Genomic DNA, 22042 nt, shown 5'->3' on the forward strand with positions numbered 1-22042 from the left:
TTCAAAGAAAAAAGAACACAATCTATGCTATAACTTAGCTACGATTGTGTTCTTTTTATTACATTCTGTCTGCTGCTATTTCGTCTGCTCTTTTTTCTTTTCTTCCTTCGATTACTGATTGGAATTTTTCTCCAGCATTTTTAAATACTATTGATATTGTTAAGAATACAACTAATACTATCGCTAGTATTGATACATCTTTAACTATTACTGAGTAGTCAATTACTGTTGCTGATATTACTTCTCTATACGCCTGTACTACATAAGTAAATGGCATATAAGGATTTAATACTTTAAACATATTTGGTACTAATTCTAATGGGAATGTACCTGCACATGCTGTTAATTGAAGTATTAATAATACTATTCCAAGAAGTCTTCCTGCATCTCCTAGTAAAGATATTAAACATTGAATTATTGATATAAATACTAGTGAGAAAAATATTGTAAGACCTATATATAATGGTACATTACCTGGTTTTAACCCAAGAGTAAGTACTACTACACTTACCAATATTGCTTGCATAACTCCTATAAATCCAAATGCTACGAACTTCCCTGCTATCTTATCAAATTTAGATAAATTTTCATCATCATGAGTTTGTGTTGGTATAACAAAGAACATCATAATTGCACCGATCCATAAAGAAAGTGCTATAAAGTAAGGTGCAAAACCTGTACCATAATTAGGTATTGGGTTTATTGGTTCTACATTCATTTCTGCTGGTTCTCCTATATACTCACCCATTGTTTCTGGTGAATTTATAAGACCTGCTTTAATTTCTGTAGCTCCATCTGCAAGTTTAGTTTTTAATTCTTCTGAACCATCATAAAGTTTAACAACTCCATCTTTTAGTTCTGGTACTTTAGCTGATAATTCCTTTACGCCAGTATTTAATTTAGTTTGGCCATCAACTAATGCATTTGATCCTACCATCAGGTCTTTTGATCCTGAATATAATGCTGTTACGCCTTGGCTTAATGCAGGAATATTTGAGTATAAATCATTTACACCTGTATTTAATTTACCTTGACCATCAACTAATGCATTTGATCCTACCATCATTTCTTTTGATCCTGAATTTAATGCTGTTACTCCTTCGCTTAATGCAGGAATATTTGATTTTAAAGCACTAAGTCCTCCATTAATTTGATTAGCTCCACCATTTAGTTTAACTAATCCAGTGTTTAATCCACCCATATTATCTGAAAGAGATTTTAATCCATTTCCAAATGACTTTGGTGTTTCTTCATTTATTCCGGCTTCTAATCTATTTAATCCACCGATTATTTGATTAACGCCACCATTTACTTCTGCTACACTACCTATTAATCTAGTTGTACCTGCTGCAGCTTCATTTACTTTTCCAGTATATAATTGCATACCACCCTCAAACTTATTTAACTCACCATTTAAAAATTCTGAACTTTTTGTAAGTTTTGTAAGTTTTTCCGGAGTATCTTTATTTGCATCTTGTAATTCTTTTAATTTTCCTAATGCTAATGCTATGTTTGCATCTTTTTCTTTTGAATCAGGAGCTTTCATAGCCTCCTTAAGATCTGCTACAACTAAGTCCATTTTTTTAGAAGAATCATTAACTTTCACTATAAGTTCGTCCACATCAGTTTTTACTCCACCATAGACATTTTTAATAGCAGTTGATCCTGCTGCAAATTTATCACTTGCAGGTTTTAAACCCGCTGCCCCTTTAGCTAATAATTCTATCTCTGCTTTTTTGTCTTCTGCATTTAATTTTGCACTTAATCCATTAGCTCCAGCTTGTAATTTTGTTACTCCTGGATAAACAGTTGTCTTAAATGCTGAATATAAACTTTTACTACCATATGCTAATTTATCTGATCCATCTTTTGCTTCTAGCATACCATTTTTCAAGTCATTAGATCCACCATATAATTGATCTACTCCACTACTTAATGTTGGAATTTTACCACTTAAAGTTCCAAGACCTGTTGATATTGCTGAAACTCCACTGTTTAATTTTCCTTGTCCATCATTTAATTGTGATGATCCATCTTTTAATTGATTTACTCCACTGCTTAGTGTTGGTATTTTACCACTTAAAGTTCCAAGACCTGTTGATATTGCTGAAACTCCATTGTTTAACTTTCCTTGTCCATCATTTAATTGTGATGAACCATCTGCTAATTTTTTAGTTCCATCTTCAAGCATTGGTACTTTTTCATTTAACTGAGCCATACCATCATAAATTTGTTTACTTCCATCTGCTGCTTGGACCATTCCATCCTTTACCTCATATAACTTTTCAAAAGCTACAGTTAGATATTGGTTAGATATAGTACTAGTTATTTGCTCCTTAAGTAATCCTTCTACCTTAGAATTTATTTGTGAAGCTAAGAAATTTTTCTTTTCGTTACATACAAATTTTAAATCTGCAACTTGAGGTGCTCCTTCTTTTGCTGCAAGTGTACTACTTGAGAAATTTTTTGGTATTACGAATTTAGCGTAATAATCATCTCCCTCAAGTCCTTTATCTGATTGTTCCTCTGTAACAAACTTCCATCCTAGACTTTCATCTTCTTTCAGGTTGTCTACTACATCTTGTCCGTAGTTTACATTTTTACCATCTAAACTACTTCCCTCATCAAGATTAACCACTGCAACTGGCATTTTACTTAGTCTGGAATATGGATCCCAAAAGGCATCTAAATATAGTAAAGAGTATAATAGCGGAACAATAATAATTGCTATAACTGAAACTCTTATAAACCTATTTTTAAAAATACTTTTAATATCATTTCCAGCGATTTTTAGAAAATTCATTTAATCACTCTCCATCTTTGTACTGGGTAGTCAGTTTATATTATTGATAATACTCTTTTTGTACTGACTAGTCAATACTATTTTTAAAATTTAATATTTATTTAACATTTATTTAACATAAAAAAAAAGCTAATCTTTGAGATTAACTTCTTAGTACGCATTAAATCTAAAGAATAACTATAATATATCTGGAAGTATTCAAAAAATAACAATTCAAAATTCTATGTATATTCATTCATTACTTTTAAAAGATTTCTAATTAAAAATTTTATCTTCTTTCAATTGTATTCCATATCTAACTTGATTCATAAATTTTTCAACAATCTCATCATGATCATATTGACCTTCGTTTATAATTTCATATAAAGCTGATGAGAATAATACTCCTATAAATGAATATCCTAAAATTTCAGAATTTAAACCTTTACTATGCTTTTCTGCTATAACTTCATCAAATCCAACTGTAGTAATATTAATTAAAGTTTTAACCTGCTCCCTCATTTCCTTATGTCTACTTGCTATTCCCCACATTTGGCTCATTATTACCCTAAATAGGTCCTTATTTTCATAAACATATTTTAACTGAACCGTTGCAGATATTTTCATTTTTTCTATTGGATCTTTTATCCCTATTACAGCTTCCAAAACTTCTTCTTTTATAAAATTTATTCCCTCTTTAATTATAAAGTTAAATAAATCCTCTTTACCTTTAAAGTGATAATATAAAGTTCCCTTGGCAACACCAGCATTAATTGCAACTTCTTCTACTGTTGCCCCTTCATATCCATAGCTTGAAAAAACCTTTATTGCAGAGTCAAAAATAGCTTTTTTTGTTTTATTCATATTAAAACGTTACGTAAACTTTATAAAACTATACACTAAATCACTTTTAAGTTTTATAATTTTATCCTTTTTACGTAACTCCCCCCTCTCTTATTTATTTTTTAAAAAGTGTCTCAACACTTCAAAACTTGTTTTGCTGACCGGTCAGTCTAATTATAAATCAATTATAACACTTCATTAACATAATGCAACATATGTATTTTTTCCAAGTGACTAACTTTACTTTAAAATGTATCTCTTTATATTTTAAATTGCTTTCTTTTATTAAAGAAGTTTCTATAGGACATATATGTCGCTATTATAGTTGCTATTGACGATGATGATAAAATCATAAACGTAACCATTATTTGAAACTTTATTGCAACAAGTGGAGATTTGCCTGCTAAAATTAAACCTGTCATCATTCCCGGAAGTGCTACTATTCCTAAAGTTTTTGCAGAATCTATAGTTGGAAGCATAGATATTTTTATGCTATCCCTTATTATACTTTTCGAGGCTACATTTACATCTGCTCCAAGGGATAACTTTACCTCAACTTCACCTCGTCTACTTTTGAAACTAGCATTTAAGTTTCTATAACTTAATCCAATAGCAACCATTGAATTGCTAATTACCATTCCTGCTATTGGTATAACTTCACTAGGTTTAAAATTTATTGCTCCTGAAATTATTAAAACTGTCATTATTATTGTAGTTCCTACAGCTATTGATATAAATGATAGCCAAACTACATTTTTAATACCCGACCCTCTTTTTTTAGTGTTTAAAGCGGCATTAATTATCATTACTAAAACTAATGAAATTGTGAATATAGGATTTTCAAATCCAAATATAATATCTAAAATATATCCGACTACTATTAATTGAACCAATGCTCTTAATGAACTAATTATAATTTCCTTTTCTAACCCTAAATGTTCCTTATATGATATAAATATTGGAATAGTAAGTAATAATGATGCTATTACTAATGATGTTGTGCTCATTTAAAGTTCTTCCTCCTTTAGTACTCTTCCATCTTTCATTATAATTCTTCTATTAAAAATATTTTGGCTTTGTTCTAAGCTATGAGTAATCCATATAACTGTAACCCCTTTATTATTAATATCATTAATAATTTTTTCTACACTCTTTACATTGTCCTCATCTAAGGCTGATGTAGATTCATCTAGCAATAAAACTTCTGGAGTATAAATTAAATTTCTTATAAGTGATATCCGTTGTTTTTCTCCTCCAGATAATGAGTTTATATCTTTTTTTAAGAAACTTTTGTCCAAATTAAACATTCTTAATAAATCATTAAGCCTGCCCTCATTTACATTCTCATTTCGTACAATAAACGGAAATTCTAAATTATCGTAAACAGTTTCTCCGAATAAATAAGCACTTTGTACACAATAACTTATTTCCCTACGTAACTCTAGTGAATCATAATTATTATAATTTTTTCCTTTATACAATATTTCGCCACTTTCTAATGGAATTAAATCAGAGCACAGTTTCAAAAGAGTACTTTTCCCACTTCCTGATGATCCTACTATTGATACACAATCGCCCTTATTTATATCTAAAGATATTCCCTTTAGTATCTGTGTATTATTAGCTCTATATGTAATATTTTTCACTTCTAATATTTTCATACTAATACTTCACCTCTTTAATCTTCTTATACCCTATATTACTAAAAACTAATGAATTATTTTTTTAAATATAATTTATAGTTTAAAAGTCCAATTAGCATTTCTTACTAATTGGACTTTTTTTATTTTAAATATAAAATTATAATGTATGTTCTATCTCTTTACCAGTTTTCATTGCTATACGTTCTGCTATTAGGTTACTTATTACTGTATTAACAGTCCACTCTTTCGAAGTCTCTGTCACTACTGCTTTTAATATATTGTTAATTTTTATTTTTTTTAAGTTTTCTATGAACATATTCATTTTTGCAGGTGATATTGCATTAAAAATTAAAGCTTTTTGTTTAATACCATCTTCAGAATTCGAAACTAAATTATTTTCTAAAACATCCTTAATTATTGATTCAGCATCTTTTGATGAAAGTATTATATGATCTTTAATTCCTAATATATTCGCATAATTTTTAATAGATTTAAGTTCTTTACTATTAAAATTATATATTATTATACAATTTCTTCCACTTACTGTTTCTTTATTATTAATATCTATCTTCTCAAATGACATTTAAATCACTCCCTTTATTGTCTAATAATAATTGTTATTAATAAACATAAATAAATTCTATCACTTATTTCTTTAACTTTCAACACTACCTATTATTAAAAAATGATTTTAGATATTTTAACGAAGTTCCAGCTTTCCATATGTTTCAATTTTCCCAGTCTATTTTACTATTTTTTCAACTTCACTATAAGTTTTTCCTTTAGTATCAACTGTAATTGATTCAATTATAACGTCTTTCTTAGGTTTGTCATTAGCTCCTGTCTTTACTACATTAATAGCATCAACAACATCCAAGCCTTCTATAACCTTTCCAAAGGCAGCATATTGACCATCTAAATCTGGTTTATCTTCAGTCATTATAAAGAACTGACTTCCTGCTGAATCCATATATGGATTTCCCCCTCTTGCCATTGATAAAACACCTTTTGTATGTTTTAGGTTATTTTCAAATCCATTACCTGAAAATTCACCTTTTATAGCATATCCAGGATCACCTTGTCCACTTCCTTTTGGGTCACCACCTTGAATCATGAAATTTTCAATTACTCTATGAAATATTAACCCATTATAAAAATCTTTATTAGCAAGCTCTATAAAATTATTTACTGTGTTTGGAGCTACGCTTGGATATAGCTCAGCTTTAATAGTTCCCATACCTTTAATTACTATAGTTGCAACAGGCAAAGTTTCATCTATCGTACCTTTATTCTCTACTACTTCATTATTACTGGATCCATTAGATGCACTTTCATTTTTTTTATTTGCCCCACATCCAACTAAAACTAATGAACTCATAGCGACTGCTAAAATTATTAATTTTAAATATTTACTTAACGACTTCTTTTTCATAAAAATTCCCACCTTTTATTATTAATGTATTTACATAATTATAACTTAGCTCAACATAAGTTTAAAGTATAATAATTTATCCATCTAAAAAATAGGTAGTTTGTATTTATAACTGGATAATTCACCAATTATATTATACTAACTACCTACCTTCTAAATATAAATATTTTGTTCTCCACTAGATAACTTTTCCTACTATCTAACTAAAGAACGTAATTGATTGTAATGATTACTTTATAGGATTTCCATCAAAATCTTTGTATTCTGAAACATTCTTATCGTTTCCTACATCATTTTGCTTTTTCTTTATTCTTTGTCTTCTTTCACCCTTTTGCATTGGATTACTAACAAATGGTTTTCCCATAATTAAATCACATCCTTTCTATAAATAGTTTGTACTTATAGAAAGATTTAATTCATATTTTAAAGTTCGAATTTCTCTATTTCTATGGTAAAATCTCCACAATGTGCACATACATTAATTGTAACAATATAACTTGTATCTACTGTTTTTTGTCTTTCAAGTCTTGTAAAGCTTAATCCATCATATTCATTGCTTATGTTACTTGAGACATAAGTTCCATTTTTACTATAAACATAGAAGTAATATTCTAGATAATCAAAAACTTTTTTCTTTTCTGCCTTACCAGCTAGACAATTTTCACAAACCTCTTTATAATAAGTCTTTTCAAAATCTACTTCAGTACTGTTATTTAACATATCTAAAATTTTATTTTCATCTATTCCCAAAATTTCATTTTCTTCATCATTAAAAAATCCTACTAATTTTTCTTCATTTAAATCATATTCTTTTTCTTCAAATGTAAATTTATATGACATTTAAATCATCCTCTCTTATATATAGCATAATAATTTTATCGTCTATTTAATTAATATCTTTACCTATTTTAACACATAAGGAAAATAAATTCCTGTAAAAATCATATTTAAATTGTTTTTATTATAATATATAATGTCTATTATTAAGAGTAATTTTTCAGGAGGTTCTATGAATAATTTAGATAAAGTAAAATTACAACTTTGCGAAGAAAGTATACATATTATAGAAAATAAAATCCCTTTAGATTTAAATAATTATTTGTTTAACTCTATATTAGATATATATAATAATTTTGATAAAGGACATAGTATAAAACATATCTCTACGGTTATAGATTCATCTCTAAAGCTTTCAAAGTTCTATAACTTAAATGAATCTATGATATTAGTAATTGCTATTTATCACGACCTAGGTCTTACAAAGAATAGAGAAACTCATCATATACATTCGAAAGAAATCTTAATAACTGATTTAAATTTATTAAAGTGGTTTTCTACTGAACAAATTAGTATTATGGGTCAAGCGTGTGAACAGCATAGAGCATCTAATATTGAAAAGCCAAAAACTATTTACGGATTAATAGTTTCTGATGCAGATAGAACTACAGATATTTTTGATATGATTATTAGATGTTATAATTTCACTTTAAAATATTATTCAGACTTATGTGAAGAAAAAAGATATATACGAATCTATTCTCATTTAACTGAGAAGTATGGAACTAATGGATATGCTAAATTTTATCTTGAAGAAAGTAAAGTTGTTATTATGAAACCTTTTTTAGAAGCTCAAGAAATATTAAAAACTGAATTTAAATTTAAGGGTATTTATTACAAATTGGTTGAAAATATATAATTTAATATAAATTTCTTTAATTGTATTTTAATACAATTATTGCACAAAAAAATATTTAAATATTTTTTATATAATCTTAAGGATAAATTAAGATTTATACGTTATAATTTATTAATAACATGTAGTTATAAAAAGTTATCGGGGGATGATTTATAAATATGAAAAATAAATATATTTATTTAGTTTTTTCTAATACAGGAACCTTATTATCAAAATGTATTAATAATATAACTAAAGATGACTATGTACATGTATCACTAAGCTTTGATGATACCTTTAGTAAGATGTACTCATTTGGAAGAGTTTTCACTAGTAATCCTATAATAGGTGGCCTAGTTGAAGAAAATCTTCATGGTGGAGTTTATAAAAAATTTACGAATACAAAGTGTTTAATATATAAGATAGATATTACTGAAGAACAACACAAGCTATTAGTAGACGAGCTTAAGCTTTTCTTCTCTGAAAAACGAAAATATAGATATAATTTTATTGGTTTAATAGCGATGCAACTTGATAAAACCATTATACGTGACAACTACTATTTCTGTTCTGAATTTATTTCACAACTTTTAATCAATAGCGGTATTTATGAAACTGATAAAACTCCACAATTTATTAAACCTAGTGATTTAATGAAAATAGAAAATAAAGAATTTATTTATGAAGGTCTTGCTTCTAATTATACTGTTTACTCAGATAATGATTATTCAGTTGTAAGCTAGAAAATTTATTTCTAACTAAAATTGAAAATTAGTTAGAAATAAATAATCGCCTATTATTATGATTTAAACTATCATAATAATAGGCGATTTTTTTGATTTATTTTGATAATGACTCTAAAAAAATAATAATCCAAGGTATGATTACCCCTAATTAAATTATAATTATTAGAACTACTATCCCATAAAACAATATCAGTAAAACTCTTTTTTTACTAATATTGAAAATATAATTATAATTATATTTCCCATTGTAACAACGATTTTTTAACCCTTCACTTATCTCTTTCCATCTAAAAAATAAATTTCTCATTACAATTGAACAAACTTTAGCAAAATCTTTTATACTTTTCTTAAAACTACCAAAACCACCTCTGCTTTTCATAGCTTTAAAGGTCACGTCAAAATCTTTTTCTATTACTAATATAAAAGTTTCCATAGATTTAGCTATATCAGCTATTTCTCTAGTTAAATTATTCCTACTCATTAAATATACTATATGGTTTAATGGAGTTGTTAATGCTAAAAAGCTAATAGTAAGCCCTCCATTTACCCCTCTTAATAATAGAACTATTATATATTTAACATCATAAGTAAACATTAGAGTAATAGTTGTGAAAATTGAATAAATAATTACTATTGATAAAAATTTTTTAATCATATTAAATGGATTTTTTGCGTTAATACTTAATATGCTGAAAAATATTATATTTAGCATTATTAAGTATATATTTTCAGTATAACTACAACTTATTAATGATATAAAAACTAACAATACTTTTTCTAATGGGTGCACTTTTGCATATTTGCTATTAAGAGCGTATAGATTTATTAGTCTTATCATACTTTTTCTTTGCTATATAATATCCTATAAACCCTGCTCCAAGTGCTGCTTGCATTGAAAATAGAAAGCTTTCTACTTCTCCTGATGGTGGTGTCCATAAACTTTCAAACCAAGGTTCATAATCTGCATTTATTTCTGTTATCAAATCTCCCGCTTGTCCATCTGCACCTTCAAATGCCCCATTCTTATTTAAGAAAAATGGTGCTATTATTAATGCTATACATATTAATATAATTACAACATTTTTTTTACTCATTAAATTAAAGCCTCCTCTAAATCTACTAATTCACTTTTACAATGCTTCATTATAAACTCATATATCATAACTGATACAAGCCCTTCAACTATTGCAAGTGGTATTTGAGTAATTGCAAATATACCTGCAAACTTAATAAATGAAGTTAAAACTCCACCATCACCTGATGGGTATGCTAGTGCTAATTGTCCTGATGTTACTACATATGTTGCTAAATCTCCAAGGGTTGCTGCTAAAAACACCGCTAGTGTTTTGTTTTTATTTTTAAATAATCTAAAAATTCCATAGGCAACAAAAGGTCCTACTATTCCCATTGATACTACATTTGCTCCTAAAGTTGTTATCCCCCCATGTGCAAGTAATAATGCTTGGAATAGTAATACTACTAAAGATATTACTACCATCACTATAGGTCCAAATACTATAGCTCCAAGGCCTGTTCCTGTTGGATGTGAAGAACTTCCTGTAACAGATGGTAGCTTTAATGCTGACAACATAAATACATAAGCTCCAATTAAACCTAAAAGCATTTTAAGTTCGCTGTTCTTTTTAACAACTTTTCTTATAGCTATAACGCTTAAATATATAAATGGTGCTGATAGTATAAAGTAGAAAACACACCAATTTAAAGATAAGTACCCCTCTGCTATATGCATTGCACTGGCGTTAAATGGAATACTAAAGCTTAATGCTAAAATAAACCCTAAATATAATATTTTTTTATCTTTCATGAATTTATCCCCCTTAGTATTTTTTTATTTTAGGAACTTGAAAAAATAATAGACTCATAAATTAGTCTATTATTTTTTTAAAAGTGCCTTATACTTTATTTTTAAATAATTAACTATCTCTTCCTCTTTGTTAAATACTTGCCCATATTCTATTTTAGTTTTCTCTATAACTATTAATTTGATATTAGTATCAGTTGTAGCTTTAAGTTTTTCTAAAACTCCACCTTGAACACCACTATCTTTAGTTATAATTGCTTTAATATTATCTTGATATATAAATCCTTTATTTAACTCATACCCTATTGGTCCTTTAATTGCTACAACATCTGAAACTTCAACTCCAAGTTCTAATACTTCTTTGAGAATTTGCCAAGATGGTAGAATTCTATGAATAACCCTATTTTCTATATTAAGTCTTAATATTTTCCCTATATTTTTGCTACCTGTAGTATTCAATATATTTCCCGGGATATTATTAATAACAGTTTCTAGTTCTTCGTAACTTTTCACCCTTATAATATTTTTGCTATTTTCTTTACTAAGAACACCTAACCGTTCATATCTTATATACTCTATATTAGATTCCTTGCAACTTTCCATAGCATTTTTGCTTACAATTTCTGCATAAGGATGAGATGCATCTACTAAAACCTTTATATTAAAATCTTTAATTAATTTATTTAATCCATCTTTATCTAAAGGTTTAGTATTTATATGCTTTACTTTATAATCACTTAAAAGTTCCCCACCATATTCAGTAGCTGTAGACACTATAATATCTTCAGTATATTCATTTATTAATGATAAAAACTTTTTCCCCTCAGATGTTCCAAGTATAAATCCTATCATTAAGCTTCTTCCCTATTTAACTTATATCCTCTAGGTGTTATAAATACCCCATTTTTTATATAGCTCTTAGAGTTACCAATTATAACAATTGAGAACATATCTACTATTTCATCATTAAAATTTTCTAAAGTACATAGTGCATAGCTCTGATCATCTCTTAGAGCATTTCTAACTACTGCTATTGGCGTATTATTCCCTCTATGCTCTTTTATAAGATTTATACATTCTCTTAAATAACCAGGTCTTCCTTTGCTTTTAGGATTATATAAAGATATTACAAAATCCCCTTCTGCAGCTAATGATACTCTTTTTTTTATTTCTTCATATGGTGTCATTAAGTCACTTAAGCTTATATTACAGTTATCGTGCATAAGTGGAGCCCCTACTACTGCGCCTGCTGCACTTGAAGCTGTTATACCTGGAATAATTTCAACATTTTCATCTTTTTTCATTTCTAAAATTAGCCCAGCCATACCGTATATTCCAGAATCACCAGTGCTTACTAAAGCTACTGTTTTATCTACTGACAGCCTTAGCGCCTCTTCACATCTTTTTTCTTCGCCTCTCATTCCTGTTGAATATACCTCTTTATTTTCTATTAATGGTTTTATCATTTCTAAATACTTTGTGTACCCAACTACAATATCACTTTCTTCTATAGCTTTTGCTGCTTTTAATGTTATATGATCAAGCCCTCCTGGGCCAATTCCTATTACATATAATTTTCCCATGTAAATCCCTCCTGTTTTTTTAAATATTACTTAAACTTGACCTATTGATAAAGTCATTCCATTGAATTTTATTTTAGATATTATTATATTTCCACCCATAAGTTCCACTGAAGGTTCGCATATTGCTCTTACCCCTAAAGTTTTTTCAACAAAATCACTGCCTTCGAATTTGTTATGAATTTTTAATATCTCATTTTTAGTAAATGTTTCAAATGGACATTCTAATTTGTTTTTCAAATCATTAATTGCTTTTTCATCTTTTTTTATTTCTATTGACCCTATTTTAAGTACAGCTTTAGGATCAATATTATTATCATATAAAGTTTTTATAACAAAATCCTCTAATCTTTCGCTTTCAATTCCGCGTCTACATCCTATACCTAAAACTATGTCTTTTCTTATTAACCTTAATATTTTTTTATCATCTAAATTATTATTTGCTGATATTTTATTAGTAACCCATACTGAGTTTTCTTCTAAGTTTTTTATTTCATTATATCCACTTGGAGTATTTATCAAGTTTTTATCATCCTTAAACCCTATAATTTCTCCTTTAACTAACAAGCTCGCTATTGTTTTTGCTTTTTTTAAATCTTCTATAACCAAGGAATTTTTTACTGCTATAACATCTGGAGCCACAACACCTAAATTATCAGTAGCAGTAGTTATTATTGGTGTATTATTTAATATTTCTGAAACATTTATTGCTAAATCATTAGCCCCACCTATATGCCCTGATATTAAACTTATTGTATAATTATTTGAAACATCAACAACTACTACACCAGGGTCTTTATCCTTACCTTTTAAATAAGGAGCAATAGCTCTAACTGCTATTCCTGTAGAACTTATAAAGATAACACCTTTATGTATTTGCATAGCCTCTTCAGTTAATTTGGATAATTTGAAATCTTCTATTTCTGTTTTTAAATATAGTGTTCCATTTAATGATTTTGCTAATTTTCTTGCTAAGACATCACCTTTTTCTGTTACGCTAATTATTCCTATCATAATTAATCCTCAGCATTTCTGTACATATGCGTAAAGCTCTTATCATATAAAAGGCTTTTTTCATATTCACAATCTATAAAATCTCCTACTAATATTTGAGCACATTTTTTAATTCCTGCAATTTTAACTTTTTCAGTTATATCATCTAAAGTTCCAAAAATAACTCTTTCATCTTCCCAGGTTGCTCTTTCTACAACTGCTATAGGTACATTTCTTTTATATCCATTTCTAAGATTTGCAACAACTTTTTCCATCATTGATATAGATAAAAATATTGCCATTGATGCACCTATTGAAGCTAGCTTTTCTAAATTTTCACCTTCTGGTACTGGAGTTCTACCTTCAACTCTTGTAAGTATTACCGTTTGTGTTACTGATGGAAGGGTAAATTCTTTTTTTATTGCAGCGGCAGCTGCTGTAAATGAACTTACACCTGGAACAACTTCATAATTAATATTAAATTTATCAAGTTCATCCATTTGTTCTTTTATTGCTCCATATATTGATGGATCTCCTGTATGTAATCTCACTATAATCTTATTTTCATCACTAGCTTTTTTCATTACTTCAATTACATTTTCTAATGTCATGCTAGCTGAATTATGAATTTCTGCACCTTCTTTGCAAAAAGTTAAATGCTCTTTTGAAACTAAAGAACCTGCATATATAACTACATCTGCTTTAGTAATTACATCTCTACCTCTTATTGTTATTAAATCTGCACTACCTGGGCCTGCTCCTACAAAATAAACCATCTCTTCACCTATTCCTTACTCGCAAGTATTAGGGACATATAGTCTCTTTCTTGCAATATTTTTTCTTTATCTTTTAATATATTTTGGCCTTCTCTTCCAGCTCTACTTACATAAACATAATCAAAACCTTTTTCTTCTAAAACTCTTATAATATTCTCTTCATGCTTATACATTTTCATTATTACTACATACTTCTCATCTTTTATATATTCCACTCTTGATCCTGGAATAATTAATAAAGGCTCATCTCCTACAACTAATGTCCTATTTACAATACTAGCTGCAGCACAAAATGATGTTATTCCTGGAACTGTTTGCACATTAAATCCATGATCCTCTATGTATGTTAATAAATGAATATATGTACTATACACGTATGGATCTCCTATTGTTAGAAACACTACATTTTTACCTTCTTTTAATTTTGATTCTATTAATGTATATATTTCTCCTACCTTTTGCATTCTTTCACTTCCACCCATTGGGAAATGTTTAGTAATTACTTCAGTTCCTTCTTTTATATATTCTTTTGCTGTTTCAAGGGCTATGCTGATTCCTCCATCTGCTGCAGCTGGTGCTACAATTACATCACATTTTTCTATTGTTCTTACTGCCTTTATTGTTAAAAGTTCTGGATCTCCAGGCCCTACGCCTATACCATATAAAATTGCCATTATTTTACCTCTTTCCTTCTACATTCGATTATAAAGATCGGATTTTTTGCTATCATCATATAAGTTTCGCCTCTATTATTGCTAATGTTTACTAAAGATATATCCACACTGTAATTAAGAGTCTTAATAAATTCTATTCCCTTATATGCATTATCTAAAGTTATAAAATTCATTACAAGTGTACCTTTAGTCTTTAATAATTTATCACTTAAAAAAATCAACTCTTCTAAGTTTCCACCACTTCCTCCAATGAATATTGAATCAAATGTTGCTTTATTTTCACTTTCTTGTAATAAATTTTCTAAATATTTTTTTGCTTCACATTTTGAGACTTTTACGTTATTACATTCAAATTTTTCTACATTACTATTTGTTACGTTAAAAGCTTCATCATCTTTTTCAACTGCATATACCATACCCTTATTTGCTATTTTTGCACATTGAACAGTAACACTTCCAGTTCCACTGCCAATATCTAAAACATTAGATGTTTCCTCTAAATTCAACTTTGAAATAGTAAGAATTCTAATATCCTTTTTTGTCATAGGACACGTTCCTCTTATGAACTCTTCATCATTTATAAAAACCATTTCTTCCCCTTCCCTTTTAGGCATCTCTAAATAAATAACTATCAATACTCATCAATGCTTTAATTTAAATTTTCTACTATTAAAATACTTAAATCACTATATTCATTACCTATATAATCCTTTGGTGATCCTTGTGTTATAACCTCATTTTCATAAGACAAGTTTTCCCCAACAATAACATTACAATCTATTGATTCTTTTATAAGAATACCACTTAATTTTGCTGGGTTATTTTTTTTATCAGTTAACCAAATTGATATTTTATACCTTCTCACATTTTCTATAAAATCTTCTTCCCTACCATGAAGACTTCCTAAGAAAGCATTGTTCCAAGCCATATTAAGTTTACATGTTAAATATTGAAATGAACTTATTCCTGGTATTACTTTTATATCACCTATATAATTTTTTTTAAAGTAGTTAGTTATTCCATAAAAAGTAGGATCTCCTGAGGCAACGATTGCAACATCCTCTTGTTTATATTCATTTGAAGCATTAAGTATCTTTTCTAATGAATTTATTATTATTTTTTCGCTTTCTATATAATCTATTGATTCAATAGCTCTAGAAAATCCTAAAATAATATTGCATTTATTTAATACACTTACTGCTTTTGGCAATATATACTCTTTATTCCCCGGTCCTATTCCTACTATATATAACATTTTTTCACTCACCTCCTTAGCTTTTATATCTATTGTTACTTACAGCGTTCATAGCTTATCATTCCCTACTCACTTTCTTACTACTTATATGAGTTCCATAAAGTAGTTCCGTTGGAAGAACCATAATACATTACAACATTAGATTTAATTTCACCATAGGTATATAACTCTAATCTGTCTTTAATTTTTTTACCTATATTTTTATATAATTGTTCATAGCCTTCGCCTAAAAGCTTAACCGCCCCTTCACTAGTCTTTTCTTTTAAAACTTTATTAACTAGTTCTATTGGATGCCCAAGTAACGCTAGCTCTAATGCTATAACTTCCAATCTTATATCTGATACTCTACTATGTGTATTAAAACATCCATATGCAATTTTGCTCATTTTACCTATATGTCCTACTAAAGTAATAGATTCAACCTTTGATATTACACAGCACTCTAAGGCAAATCCTACATAATTTGAAATAATAACTATATTATTTTCATCACCTTTATTAAGTCCTAACTCTTTTGAATATCTTTCTCCCATATTTCCAAAAGTTAATACTAAGTGCTTACTATTTAGAGCTCTTTGATTAATTTCTAATTTAATAGATGCTTTAAGCGCATCTTCTGACATTGGATATACAATTCCTGTAGTCCCAAGTATTGAAATCCCATCAATTATTCCAAGTCTTGGATTAAATGTTTTTTTAGCTACTTCCTTTCCCTCTGGAACAAAAATAGTTATTTTAACACCCTCATCATTTTGGAGCACTGATGTAACTTCTCTTTCTATCATTTGTCTTGGAACTGGGTTTATCGCAGCTTCACCTTTATTAACGAATAGCCCATCACAAGTAACCTTTCCAACGCCTTCTCCACCTTCAAGGATAAATCCGTTCTTAATTTTTTCTGCCCTAGACCATATCTCAATTCCTGTAGTTGCATCTATATCGTCTCCACCATCTTTAATAACACAACACTCAACATACCCTTCTTTTTTTACTATTGAAGTTATATTAAGTGAAATATCTATTCCTTTAGGTGTATTTATAGTAACTTCTCTTATTTCAACATTATTAAATAACATTGATGTAGCAGCTTTGGCTGCTGCTGTTGCCGATGAGCCAGTAGTGTATCCACATCTTAATCTTTTACCACCAGTTTCTACATATAAATCTAAATTGCTATTGCTTCCACTAGCTGTAATTTTTTTCATTTTATCCAAAACTCTTCACCTCTCTAGGTGTAATTTGTTCCATTCTCCAATTTATCTCTCTGTAACCATATAGACAAGAGCATTTACAATAGCTGCTGCTACTCCACTTCCACCTTTTCGTCCATTGACTGTTATATATGGTATGTTTAATTCACTCATATTTTCTTTACTTTCACTTGCTCCTACAAATCCTACTGGTACTGCTATTATTAATTTAGGATTTGCTTTGCCTTCTTTTATTAATTCTTTTAATCTAAATAAAGCTGTTGGTGCATTTCCAAAAACAAATATATCAACATTATCATTACAAGCCTTTTCTACTGCTGCCATCGATCTTGTTATTTCTCTTTCCTTAGCTTCTATGTGAACCTCTTCTAAATTAACATAACAAATTATTTTGCCATTAACTTGATTTAAGCCTCTTTTATTAACTCCTGAAAGTGCCATATTTGTATCTGTATAAATCATTGCCCCATTTTTCAAAACTTCTTTTGCTGTCTTTATCGCATCTGGGCTTATTTCAATTAAATTTTTATATTCAAAATCAGCAGTTGTATGTATAACTCTTTTAACAACTAATAATTCTTCATCTGTAAATGAATGTTCTCCTAATTCTTCTCCAATTATTTCAAAACTTCTTTTTTCAATATCCATAGGTTGTTTAATATATTTCATTAAACTCAAACTCCTTTCTATTTTAAATTCTCAATCTAACTCTAGATACTAGCATTTTTTATGATGCCTTATATTTAACATGATTCTATAAAACAAATATTCTTTATTTTTTAGAACTATCATAGCCAACTAGAACTTTTAAAAACTCTAAATTACCTATAAAATGTATATGTGGATATCCTGCTAAAGTATTTTTCTTTTTATATCCACAGGTCCACGTTAAGTTTTCCCCAGTCCAAGCCTTTTTTTCCACAATATAACTTGTACTTTCAAGTAATTTAACATCAGACTTATGAAATTCATGACAATTCACTTTAATTTGTTCCTTAGTTTCTTCATTTTCCATTAATACAGTGGCATATCCAAACCGCTTTAGTCCCTTTGTCATTTCACTATATCCAGTAAAGAAACCCACCATTTCATTTCCACTTATTTTTTCAGTAAGATACATTAATCCACCACATTCTGCATAACATTTAAGATTGTTATCTAAAGCTAATTTTATGCTTTCTCTCATAGATATATTTGCTTCTAACTTTTCTTTAAATACCTCTGGATATCCCCCTCCTAAATATAAAAAATCTATATTTTCTGGAAGCTTCTTATCATGCATTGGACTAAAATATATAACTTCTCCTATTTCTTCTAATAATTCTAAATTCTCTTTATAATAAAATCTAAAAGCTTCATCATAAGCTACTGCTATTTTTAATCCTTGATTTTTTAAATGGAACTTATCTTCGTATTTTGGCATGTCCTTAAAACTATCTATTAAAGAATCTAAATCTATATGTTCTTCTATTAGATTTGCACATATTTCTATTTTTTCTAAAAGATTATCTATTTCAACACTTTGAACTAATCCTAGATGTCTACTTTCTAGTCTTATTTTTTCTTCTTTTGGTACATACCCAAAAACTTTAACATTACAGTTTAATTCTATAGCTGATTTTAAAAGACTATAGTATTTTTCTGAAACTGAGTTTATTACCACTCCAACTACATTTGCATTTCTAAAATCTTTTAACCCATTAATTTCTGCGCATAATGTAACACTTTGCCCTTTTGGTGTAACTACTAATATAATTGGTGAATTATCTAAAACCTTTGCAACTTCATATGTTGATCCCTCTTCTGTAATTCCTATGCCATCATATAAACCCATTACACCTTCTATAATTCCAAGTTCCCCAGTTCCTCTTGAAAAACTTGCTTTTACTCCATCTTCACCCATAAGGTGTAAATCTAAATTTCTTGATGATTTTCCTATTACTTCACTATGAAATCCTGTATCTATATAATCTGGGCCTACTTTATATCCTTGTATATCATATCCTCTATTTTTTAAAGCTTTCATTAATCCCAATGTAAAAGTAGTTTTACCACCGCCACTACGATTTGATGATATTATTAAACTTTTCATATAATTCACCTCTCTTTAGGCATTGTAAAATAAATAGCAAGTCAAGTATGCTAGTCTATTTATTTTCATATTTCTAATTTCCCAAAGTCTTTTTAAAAATAATTACTCAGATTCTGAGCTATCTTCTTTTAACTCCTAAGCTTTCTTGGTTTCTCCTATACCTTTCATCTTTCCAGCTATAACATCTTTAATACGTTGTATATATAATTCGTTAAAGCTATCTATTTCACCTAAGCCTTTAAGATGTAATTTCACATCTATTCCTGCTGCTTTAAACATTGAATTCCATGAATCATCCTCTTCTGAAGCCATATCATTTTTAACATGATCACCTGCAACAACCATAAGTGGTATTAATGTAACTTCCTTTATATTTCTTTTCTTAACTCTCTTAAGTACACTATCAAAACTTGGATATCCTTCAACAGTTCCAACAAATACATTATCGTAACCTTCATCTTGTAATACCGTTTGCAAACAGCCATATGCTGAATTAGATGGATTTGCAGTTCCATGTCCAAACAAAATCAAATTTTCCTTCTTATCTAGTATTTCTTTAACACTTTCAATAAATAAACTATAATCCTGTGGAAGTTCTTCAATACCTTGATAATAAAATATTGGTCTACCTAAATTTATACTTTTAAATTTATCACTATATTTATTTACTACATTCTTTATATATGTAAATTCTTCTCCTGCTATCATATGAAGTGGTTGTACTATAACCTCTTCTATACCAAGCGCTAATAGCTTATCTAAAGATTCACTTGGCGTATCAACCTCTATATTATGCTTTTCCTTTAATTTTTTAATTATTTTATGTGATGTAAAAGCACGGCTAATTTTATATTCACCAAACTCTTCTTGTATTTTATTTTCTATTCTTTCAATAGAATTCGTTAATGCATCTAAATAACTTGTACCAAAACTTACTACTAATATAGCTTTATCCATAGTATCACTCCTAATTTTTTACTTAAGTCATAGTAAAATAAATAACAATCAAAAAACACCCCTACCATAACCTTGGTAGGGGTGCTGCAAATTTACACGACAAAAAACAAGAAATATGTTCAAAAAAATTCAACAATATTCTCTTGCTATTGTCCTTCCCACCGAAGGATAGCATATAATTATTAGGCAGGTCTCCTGACTTGGGTTCATCCTCCTCTCTTCCTTCCTAACCTTTTGGCCAGTGGATATCTTAGAGATTCGTCTCCCTTTACAGTAGCGGGGGCTGTAATGGATTTTAACCATTTTCCCTTTTAATTAAAAAACCTAAAATTAAATATTCTGTTGTTATAATAATAATATATTAATACTCTATATTATTCAAGGTATTATTATATTTTTATTTCAAATACAATTTTAAATATCTTCATAATCATCTTATAGCTTTATCTATCTCTATTTTAGACTTCTATAATATATATTATATAATTCTTCATAAGATATATTTTCTGGATGATTTTTTAATTTAGCTTTGTTTTCCCACATAGCATCTGTGTATGTTTTTATTTCCTCCTCACTTATTTCTATATCTACTTTTGTAAATTTAGATAATAAGTTTTCTAATTCACTATGTGACTTTAAACCTAATAGCTTATATATATTTTCTACTCTTTCTCTATTTTTAAACACTTTTAAGTATTCAATATAAAGACATCCATTAGCTAAACCATGTGGTATATTTTTAAAATATGTTAATGGATAACCCATTCCATGAGGAAGTGATGTTCCTGTTTGAGCAATTATTATTCCTGCCATTGTTGATGCTATCATTAATTTTTGCCTAATTTCACAACTTATTTCTCCTGATATTAATTCTTCTATACATTCACTCCATAGCTTAATTGATTTTTCTGCTAAAGCATCTGTAATAATATTAGCATTTACATTTAAATAACCTTCTACTATATGTGATAGTGAATCTATAGCTGTATTTAGTGTTGTTTTTAGATTCATATGTTGAGTATAAGTTTCATCTAAGAATGCTATTTTAGGGAATACCTCTTGTCCAAAATTAACCTTTGTCTTATTCTTATTATCTGTAACTATTGCATATTGAGTTGTTTCAGTTCCTGTACCTGAAGTTGTTGGAACTGCTATAACATCTAAAGCACATAGTTTTCCAGATTGTAAAATAGTATCCTTAGTTAACTCTTTATTTTTTATCATAATAGCAATTACCTTAGATGCATCTATTGGTGAGCCTCCACCAATCCCTATAATAAAATCAACTTTTTCTCTTTTCCCAATTTCAGCTGCTTTTTCAATAGTTTCTAAAGATGGATTCTCTTCTACTTCACTAAATATAACATATTCAATATTTGCAAACTCTAAAGCCTTAACTACATCATCTAAAGATCCATTTATTTTAGAGGAGTTTCTCCCCGTTATTATATAAGCCTTTTTCCCAAAGCTTTTAAACTCCTTATAATTATTAACAATTATATTCTTACCTACTAAAATTCTTGTTGGCATAAAATACTTAAAATTCATTTTAATTTCTCTC

At 28.4% G+C, this 22042-nt stretch carries 25 protein-coding genes and 1 riboswitch; of the genes, 2 read left to right on the top strand and 23 right to left on the bottom strand.

Features of this window, described 5'->3' with window-relative positions:
* Nucleotides 1-58 precede the first annotated feature (58 nt).
* From J1C67_RS02155 to J1C67_RS02185, 8 genes are all read right to left on the bottom strand, one after another.
* Nucleotides 59-2803: a YhgE/Pip domain-containing protein gene (locus tag J1C67_RS02155; RefSeq protein WP_167865628.1), complete on the bottom strand. Its 2745-nt coding sequence runs from the start codon at nucleotides 2801-2803 to the stop codon at nucleotides 59-61.
* A 255-nt stretch (nucleotides 2804-3058) separates the two neighbouring features.
* Nucleotides 3059-3646: a TetR/AcrR family transcriptional regulator gene (locus tag J1C67_RS02160; RefSeq protein ID WP_089971046.1), complete on the bottom strand. Its 588-nt coding sequence runs from the start codon at nucleotides 3644-3646 to the stop codon at nucleotides 3059-3061.
* 239 nt (nucleotides 3647-3885) lie between these two features.
* Nucleotides 3886-4632 (bottom strand): ABC transporter permease, encoded by a 747-nt coding sequence (locus tag J1C67_RS02165; RefSeq protein WP_167865629.1) that lies wholly within the window; start codon nucleotides 4630-4632, stop codon nucleotides 3886-3888.
* Entirely contained in the window at nucleotides 4633-5286 is a 654-nt protein-coding gene (locus tag J1C67_RS02170; RefSeq protein WP_167865630.1) for an ABC transporter ATP-binding protein, read from the bottom strand.
* 139 nt (nucleotides 5287-5425) lie between these two features.
* On the bottom strand, nucleotides 5426-5851 hold the full coding sequence (locus J1C67_RS02175; protein WP_167865631.1) for a DUF3783 domain-containing protein: 426 nt from the start codon (nucleotides 5849-5851) through the stop codon (nucleotides 5426-5428).
* A gap of 159 nt (nucleotides 5852-6010) precedes the next feature.
* Nucleotides 6011-6700, bottom strand: a complete 690-nt coding sequence (locus tag J1C67_RS02180; protein ID WP_167865632.1) for a peptidylprolyl isomerase — start codon at nucleotides 6698-6700, stop codon at nucleotides 6011-6013.
* A gap of 229 nt (nucleotides 6701-6929) precedes the next feature.
* Nucleotides 6930-7064 (bottom strand): clostri-philic family protein, encoded by a 135-nt coding sequence (locus J1C67_RS19615; protein ID WP_253197792.1) that lies wholly within the window; start codon nucleotides 7062-7064, stop codon nucleotides 6930-6932.
* 59 nt (nucleotides 7065-7123) lie between these two features.
* Nucleotides 7124-7540 carry a DUF3785 family protein gene (locus J1C67_RS02185; protein WP_089971033.1) on the bottom strand — a complete coding sequence of 139 codons (417 nt, stop codon included), beginning with the start codon at nucleotides 7538-7540 and terminating at the stop codon, nucleotides 7124-7126.
* 169 nt (nucleotides 7541-7709) lie between these two features.
* Between J1C67_RS02185 and J1C67_RS02190 the strand changes: the two genes are divergently transcribed.
* Together J1C67_RS02190 and J1C67_RS02195 are read left to right on the top strand one after the other, a co-directional pair.
* A complete protein-coding gene (locus tag J1C67_RS02190; protein WP_167865633.1) occupies nucleotides 7710-8396 on the top strand; it encodes an HD domain-containing protein in 687 nt (228 codons plus the stop codon).
* A gap of 158 nt (nucleotides 8397-8554) precedes the next feature.
* Nucleotides 8555-9118, top strand: coding sequence for a C40 family peptidase (locus J1C67_RS02195; RefSeq protein ID WP_089971028.1), 564 nt, complete (start codon nucleotides 8555-8557; stop codon nucleotides 9116-9118).
* Between the two features lie 151 nt (nucleotides 9119-9269).
* Here the strand turns inward: J1C67_RS02195 and J1C67_RS02200 are convergent, their stop codons facing one another.
* The 15 genes from J1C67_RS02200 to J1C67_RS02270 all read right to left on the bottom strand — a co-directional run bounded on the left by J1C67_RS02200 (nucleotide 9270) and on the right by J1C67_RS02270 (nucleotide 22029).
* A complete protein-coding gene (locus J1C67_RS02200; RefSeq protein WP_089971025.1) occupies nucleotides 9270-9959 on the bottom strand; it encodes an energy-coupling factor transporter transmembrane component T family protein in 690 nt (229 codons plus the stop codon).
* Complete coding sequence (locus J1C67_RS02205) at nucleotides 9928-10215, bottom strand: energy-coupling factor ABC transporter substrate-binding protein (RefSeq protein WP_089971022.1); 288 nt, start codon at nucleotides 10213-10215, stop codon at nucleotides 9928-9930. The genes J1C67_RS02200 and J1C67_RS02205 overlap by 32 nt, the downstream gene beginning before the upstream one ends.
* On the bottom strand, nucleotides 10215-10946 hold the full coding sequence (locus J1C67_RS02210) for an energy-coupling factor ABC transporter permease (protein WP_089971019.1): 732 nt from the start codon (nucleotides 10944-10946) through the stop codon (nucleotides 10215-10217). The genes J1C67_RS02205 and J1C67_RS02210 overlap by 1 nt, the downstream gene beginning before the upstream one ends.
* A 69-nt stretch (nucleotides 10947-11015) precedes the next feature.
* Nucleotides 11016-11795, bottom strand: a complete 780-nt coding sequence (locus J1C67_RS02215; RefSeq protein WP_167865634.1) for a cobalt-precorrin-6A reductase — start codon at nucleotides 11793-11795, stop codon at nucleotides 11016-11018.
* A complete protein-coding gene (gene cobJ, locus J1C67_RS02220) occupies nucleotides 11795-12526 on the bottom strand; it encodes a precorrin-3B C(17)-methyltransferase (protein ID WP_089971012.1) in 732 nt (243 codons plus the stop codon). Before cobJ ends, J1C67_RS02215 begins: the two co-directional genes overlap by 1 nt.
* Before the next feature lie 30 nt (nucleotides 12527-12556).
* Complete coding sequence (gene cbiG / locus J1C67_RS02225; RefSeq protein WP_167865635.1) at nucleotides 12557-13537, bottom strand: cobalt-precorrin 5A hydrolase; 981 nt, start codon at nucleotides 13535-13537, stop codon at nucleotides 12557-12559.
* A gap of 2 nt (nucleotides 13538-13539) precedes the next feature.
* Nucleotides 13540-14292 (bottom strand): precorrin-4 C(11)-methyltransferase, encoded by a 753-nt coding sequence (gene cobM, locus J1C67_RS02230; protein WP_089971006.1) that lies wholly within the window; start codon nucleotides 14290-14292, stop codon nucleotides 13540-13542.
* A gap of 8 nt (nucleotides 14293-14300) precedes the next feature.
* Nucleotides 14301-14966 (bottom strand): cobalt-factor II C(20)-methyltransferase, encoded by a 666-nt coding sequence (locus J1C67_RS02235; protein WP_167865636.1) that lies wholly within the window; start codon nucleotides 14964-14966, stop codon nucleotides 14301-14303.
* Entirely contained in the window at nucleotides 14966-15556 is a 591-nt protein-coding gene (gene cbiT / locus J1C67_RS02240) for a precorrin-6Y C5,15-methyltransferase (decarboxylating) subunit CbiT (RefSeq protein WP_089971001.1), read from the bottom strand. Before cbiT ends, J1C67_RS02235 begins: the two co-directional genes overlap by 1 nt.
* Before the next feature lie 59 nt (nucleotides 15557-15615).
* Entirely contained in the window at nucleotides 15616-16221 is a 606-nt protein-coding gene (cbiE, locus tag J1C67_RS02245; RefSeq protein WP_089970998.1) for a precorrin-6y C5,15-methyltransferase (decarboxylating) subunit CbiE, read from the bottom strand.
* A gap of 80 nt (nucleotides 16222-16301) precedes the next feature.
* Nucleotides 16302-17426, bottom strand: coding sequence for a cobalt-precorrin-5B (C(1))-methyltransferase CbiD (cbiD, locus tag J1C67_RS02250; RefSeq protein WP_167865823.1), 1125 nt, complete (start codon nucleotides 17424-17426; stop codon nucleotides 16302-16304).
* Nucleotides 17427-17477: 51 nt separating this feature from the next.
* Nucleotides 17478-18101: a precorrin-8X methylmutase gene (locus J1C67_RS02255; protein ID WP_167865637.1), complete on the bottom strand. Its 624-nt coding sequence runs from the start codon at nucleotides 18099-18101 to the stop codon at nucleotides 17478-17480.
* Between the two features lie 103 nt (nucleotides 18102-18204).
* Nucleotides 18205-19524 (bottom strand): cobyrinic acid a,c-diamide synthase CobB, encoded by a 1320-nt coding sequence (locus J1C67_RS02260; RefSeq protein ID WP_167865638.1) that lies wholly within the window; start codon nucleotides 19522-19524, stop codon nucleotides 18205-18207.
* A 135-nt stretch (nucleotides 19525-19659) separates the two neighbouring features.
* A complete protein-coding gene (locus J1C67_RS02265; protein WP_167865639.1) occupies nucleotides 19660-20481 on the bottom strand; it encodes a sirohydrochlorin cobaltochelatase in 822 nt (273 codons plus the stop codon).
* A 168-nt stretch (nucleotides 20482-20649) separates the two neighbouring features.
* A riboswitch (cobalamin riboswitch) is annotated at nucleotides 20650-20824 on the bottom strand.
* A gap of 110 nt (nucleotides 20825-20934) precedes the next feature.
* Entirely contained in the window at nucleotides 20935-22029 is a 1095-nt protein-coding gene (locus J1C67_RS02270) for an iron-containing alcohol dehydrogenase family protein (RefSeq protein WP_167865640.1), read from the bottom strand.
* Nucleotides 22030-22042 lie beyond the last annotated feature (13 nt).

It is taken from the genome of Clostridium gasigenes (assembly GCF_017348895.1).
Taxonomy (GTDB): Bacteria; Bacillota; Clostridia; order Clostridiales; family Clostridiaceae; genus Clostridium; species Clostridium gasigenes.

Bases quoted from the DNA above. Each gene is read 5' to 3' on its own strand.
- J1C67_RS02155 (WP_167865628.1), bottom strand. From the start codon at position 2,803: ATGAATTTTCTAAAAATCGCTGGAAATGATATTAAAAGTATTTTTAAA.
- J1C67_RS02160 (WP_089971046.1), bottom strand. From the start codon at position 3,646: ATGAATAAAACAAAAAAAGCTATTTTTGACTCTGCAATAAAGGTTTTT.
- J1C67_RS02165 (WP_167865629.1), bottom strand. From the start codon at position 4,632: ATGAGCACAACATCATTAGTAATAGCATCATTATTACTTACTATTCCA.
- J1C67_RS02170 (WP_167865630.1), bottom strand. From the start codon at position 5,286: ATGAAAATATTAGAAGTGAAAAATATTACATATAGAGCTAATAATACA.
- J1C67_RS02175 (WP_167865631.1), bottom strand. From the start codon at position 5,851: ATGTCATTTGAGAAGATAGATATTAATAATAAAGAAACAGTAAGTGGA.
- J1C67_RS02180 (WP_167865632.1), bottom strand. From the start codon at position 6,700: ATGAAAAAGAAGTCGTTAAGTAAATATTTAAAATTAATAATTTTAGCA.
- J1C67_RS19615 (WP_253197792.1), bottom strand. From the start codon at position 7,064: ATGGGAAAACCATTTGTTAGTAATCCAATGCAAAAGGGTGAAAGAAGA.
- J1C67_RS02185 (WP_089971033.1), bottom strand. From the start codon at position 7,540: ATGTCATATAAATTTACATTTGAAGAAAAAGAATATGATTTAAATGAA.
- J1C67_RS02190 (WP_167865633.1), top strand. From the start codon at position 7,710: ATGAATAATTTAGATAAAGTAAAATTACAACTTTGCGAAGAAAGTATA.
- J1C67_RS02195 (WP_089971028.1), top strand. From the start codon at position 8,555: ATGAAAAATAAATATATTTATTTAGTTTTTTCTAATACAGGAACCTTA.
- J1C67_RS02200 (WP_089971025.1), bottom strand. From the start codon at position 9,959: ATGATAAGACTAATAAATCTATACGCTCTTAATAGCAAATATGCAAAA.
- J1C67_RS02205 (WP_089971022.1), bottom strand. From the start codon at position 10,215: ATGAGTAAAAAAAATGTTGTAATTATATTAATATGTATAGCATTAATA.
- J1C67_RS02210 (WP_089971019.1), bottom strand. From the start codon at position 10,946: ATGAAAGATAAAAAAATATTATATTTAGGGTTTATTTTAGCATTAAGC.
- J1C67_RS02215 (WP_167865634.1), bottom strand. From the start codon at position 11,795: ATGATAGGATTTATACTTGGAACATCTGAGGGGAAAAAGTTTTTATCA.
- cobJ (WP_089971012.1), bottom strand. From the start codon at position 12,526: ATGGGAAAATTATATGTAATAGGAATTGGCCCAGGAGGGCTTGATCAT.
- cbiG (WP_167865635.1), bottom strand. From the start codon at position 13,537: ATGATAGGAATAATTAGCGTAACAGAAAAAGGTGATGTCTTAGCAAGA.
- cobM (WP_089971006.1), bottom strand. From the start codon at position 14,292: ATGGTTTATTTTGTAGGAGCAGGCCCAGGTAGTGCAGATTTAATAACA.
- J1C67_RS02235 (WP_167865636.1), bottom strand. From the start codon at position 14,966: ATGGCAATTTTATATGGTATAGGCGTAGGGCCTGGAGATCCAGAACTT.
- cbiT (WP_089971001.1), bottom strand. From the start codon at position 15,556: ATGGTTTTTATAAATGATGAAGAGTTCATAAGAGGAACGTGTCCTATG.
- cbiE (WP_089970998.1), bottom strand. From the start codon at position 16,221: ATGTTATATATAGTAGGAATAGGACCGGGGAATAAAGAGTATATATTG.
- cbiD (WP_167865823.1), bottom strand. From the start codon at position 17,426: ATGAAAAAAATTACAGCTAGTGGAAGCAATAGCAATTTAGATTTATAT.
- J1C67_RS02255 (WP_167865637.1), bottom strand. From the start codon at position 18,101: ATGAAATATATTAAACAACCTATGGATATTGAAAAAAGAAGTTTTGAA.
- J1C67_RS02260 (WP_167865638.1), bottom strand. From the start codon at position 19,524: ATGAAAAGTTTAATAATATCATCAAATCGTAGTGGCGGTGGTAAAACT.
- J1C67_RS02265 (WP_167865639.1), bottom strand. From the start codon at position 20,481: ATGGATAAAGCTATATTAGTAGTAAGTTTTGGTACAAGTTATTTAGAT.
- J1C67_RS02270 (WP_167865640.1), bottom strand. From the start codon at position 22,029: ATGAATTTTAAGTATTTTATGCCAACAAGAATTTTAGTAGGTAAGAAT.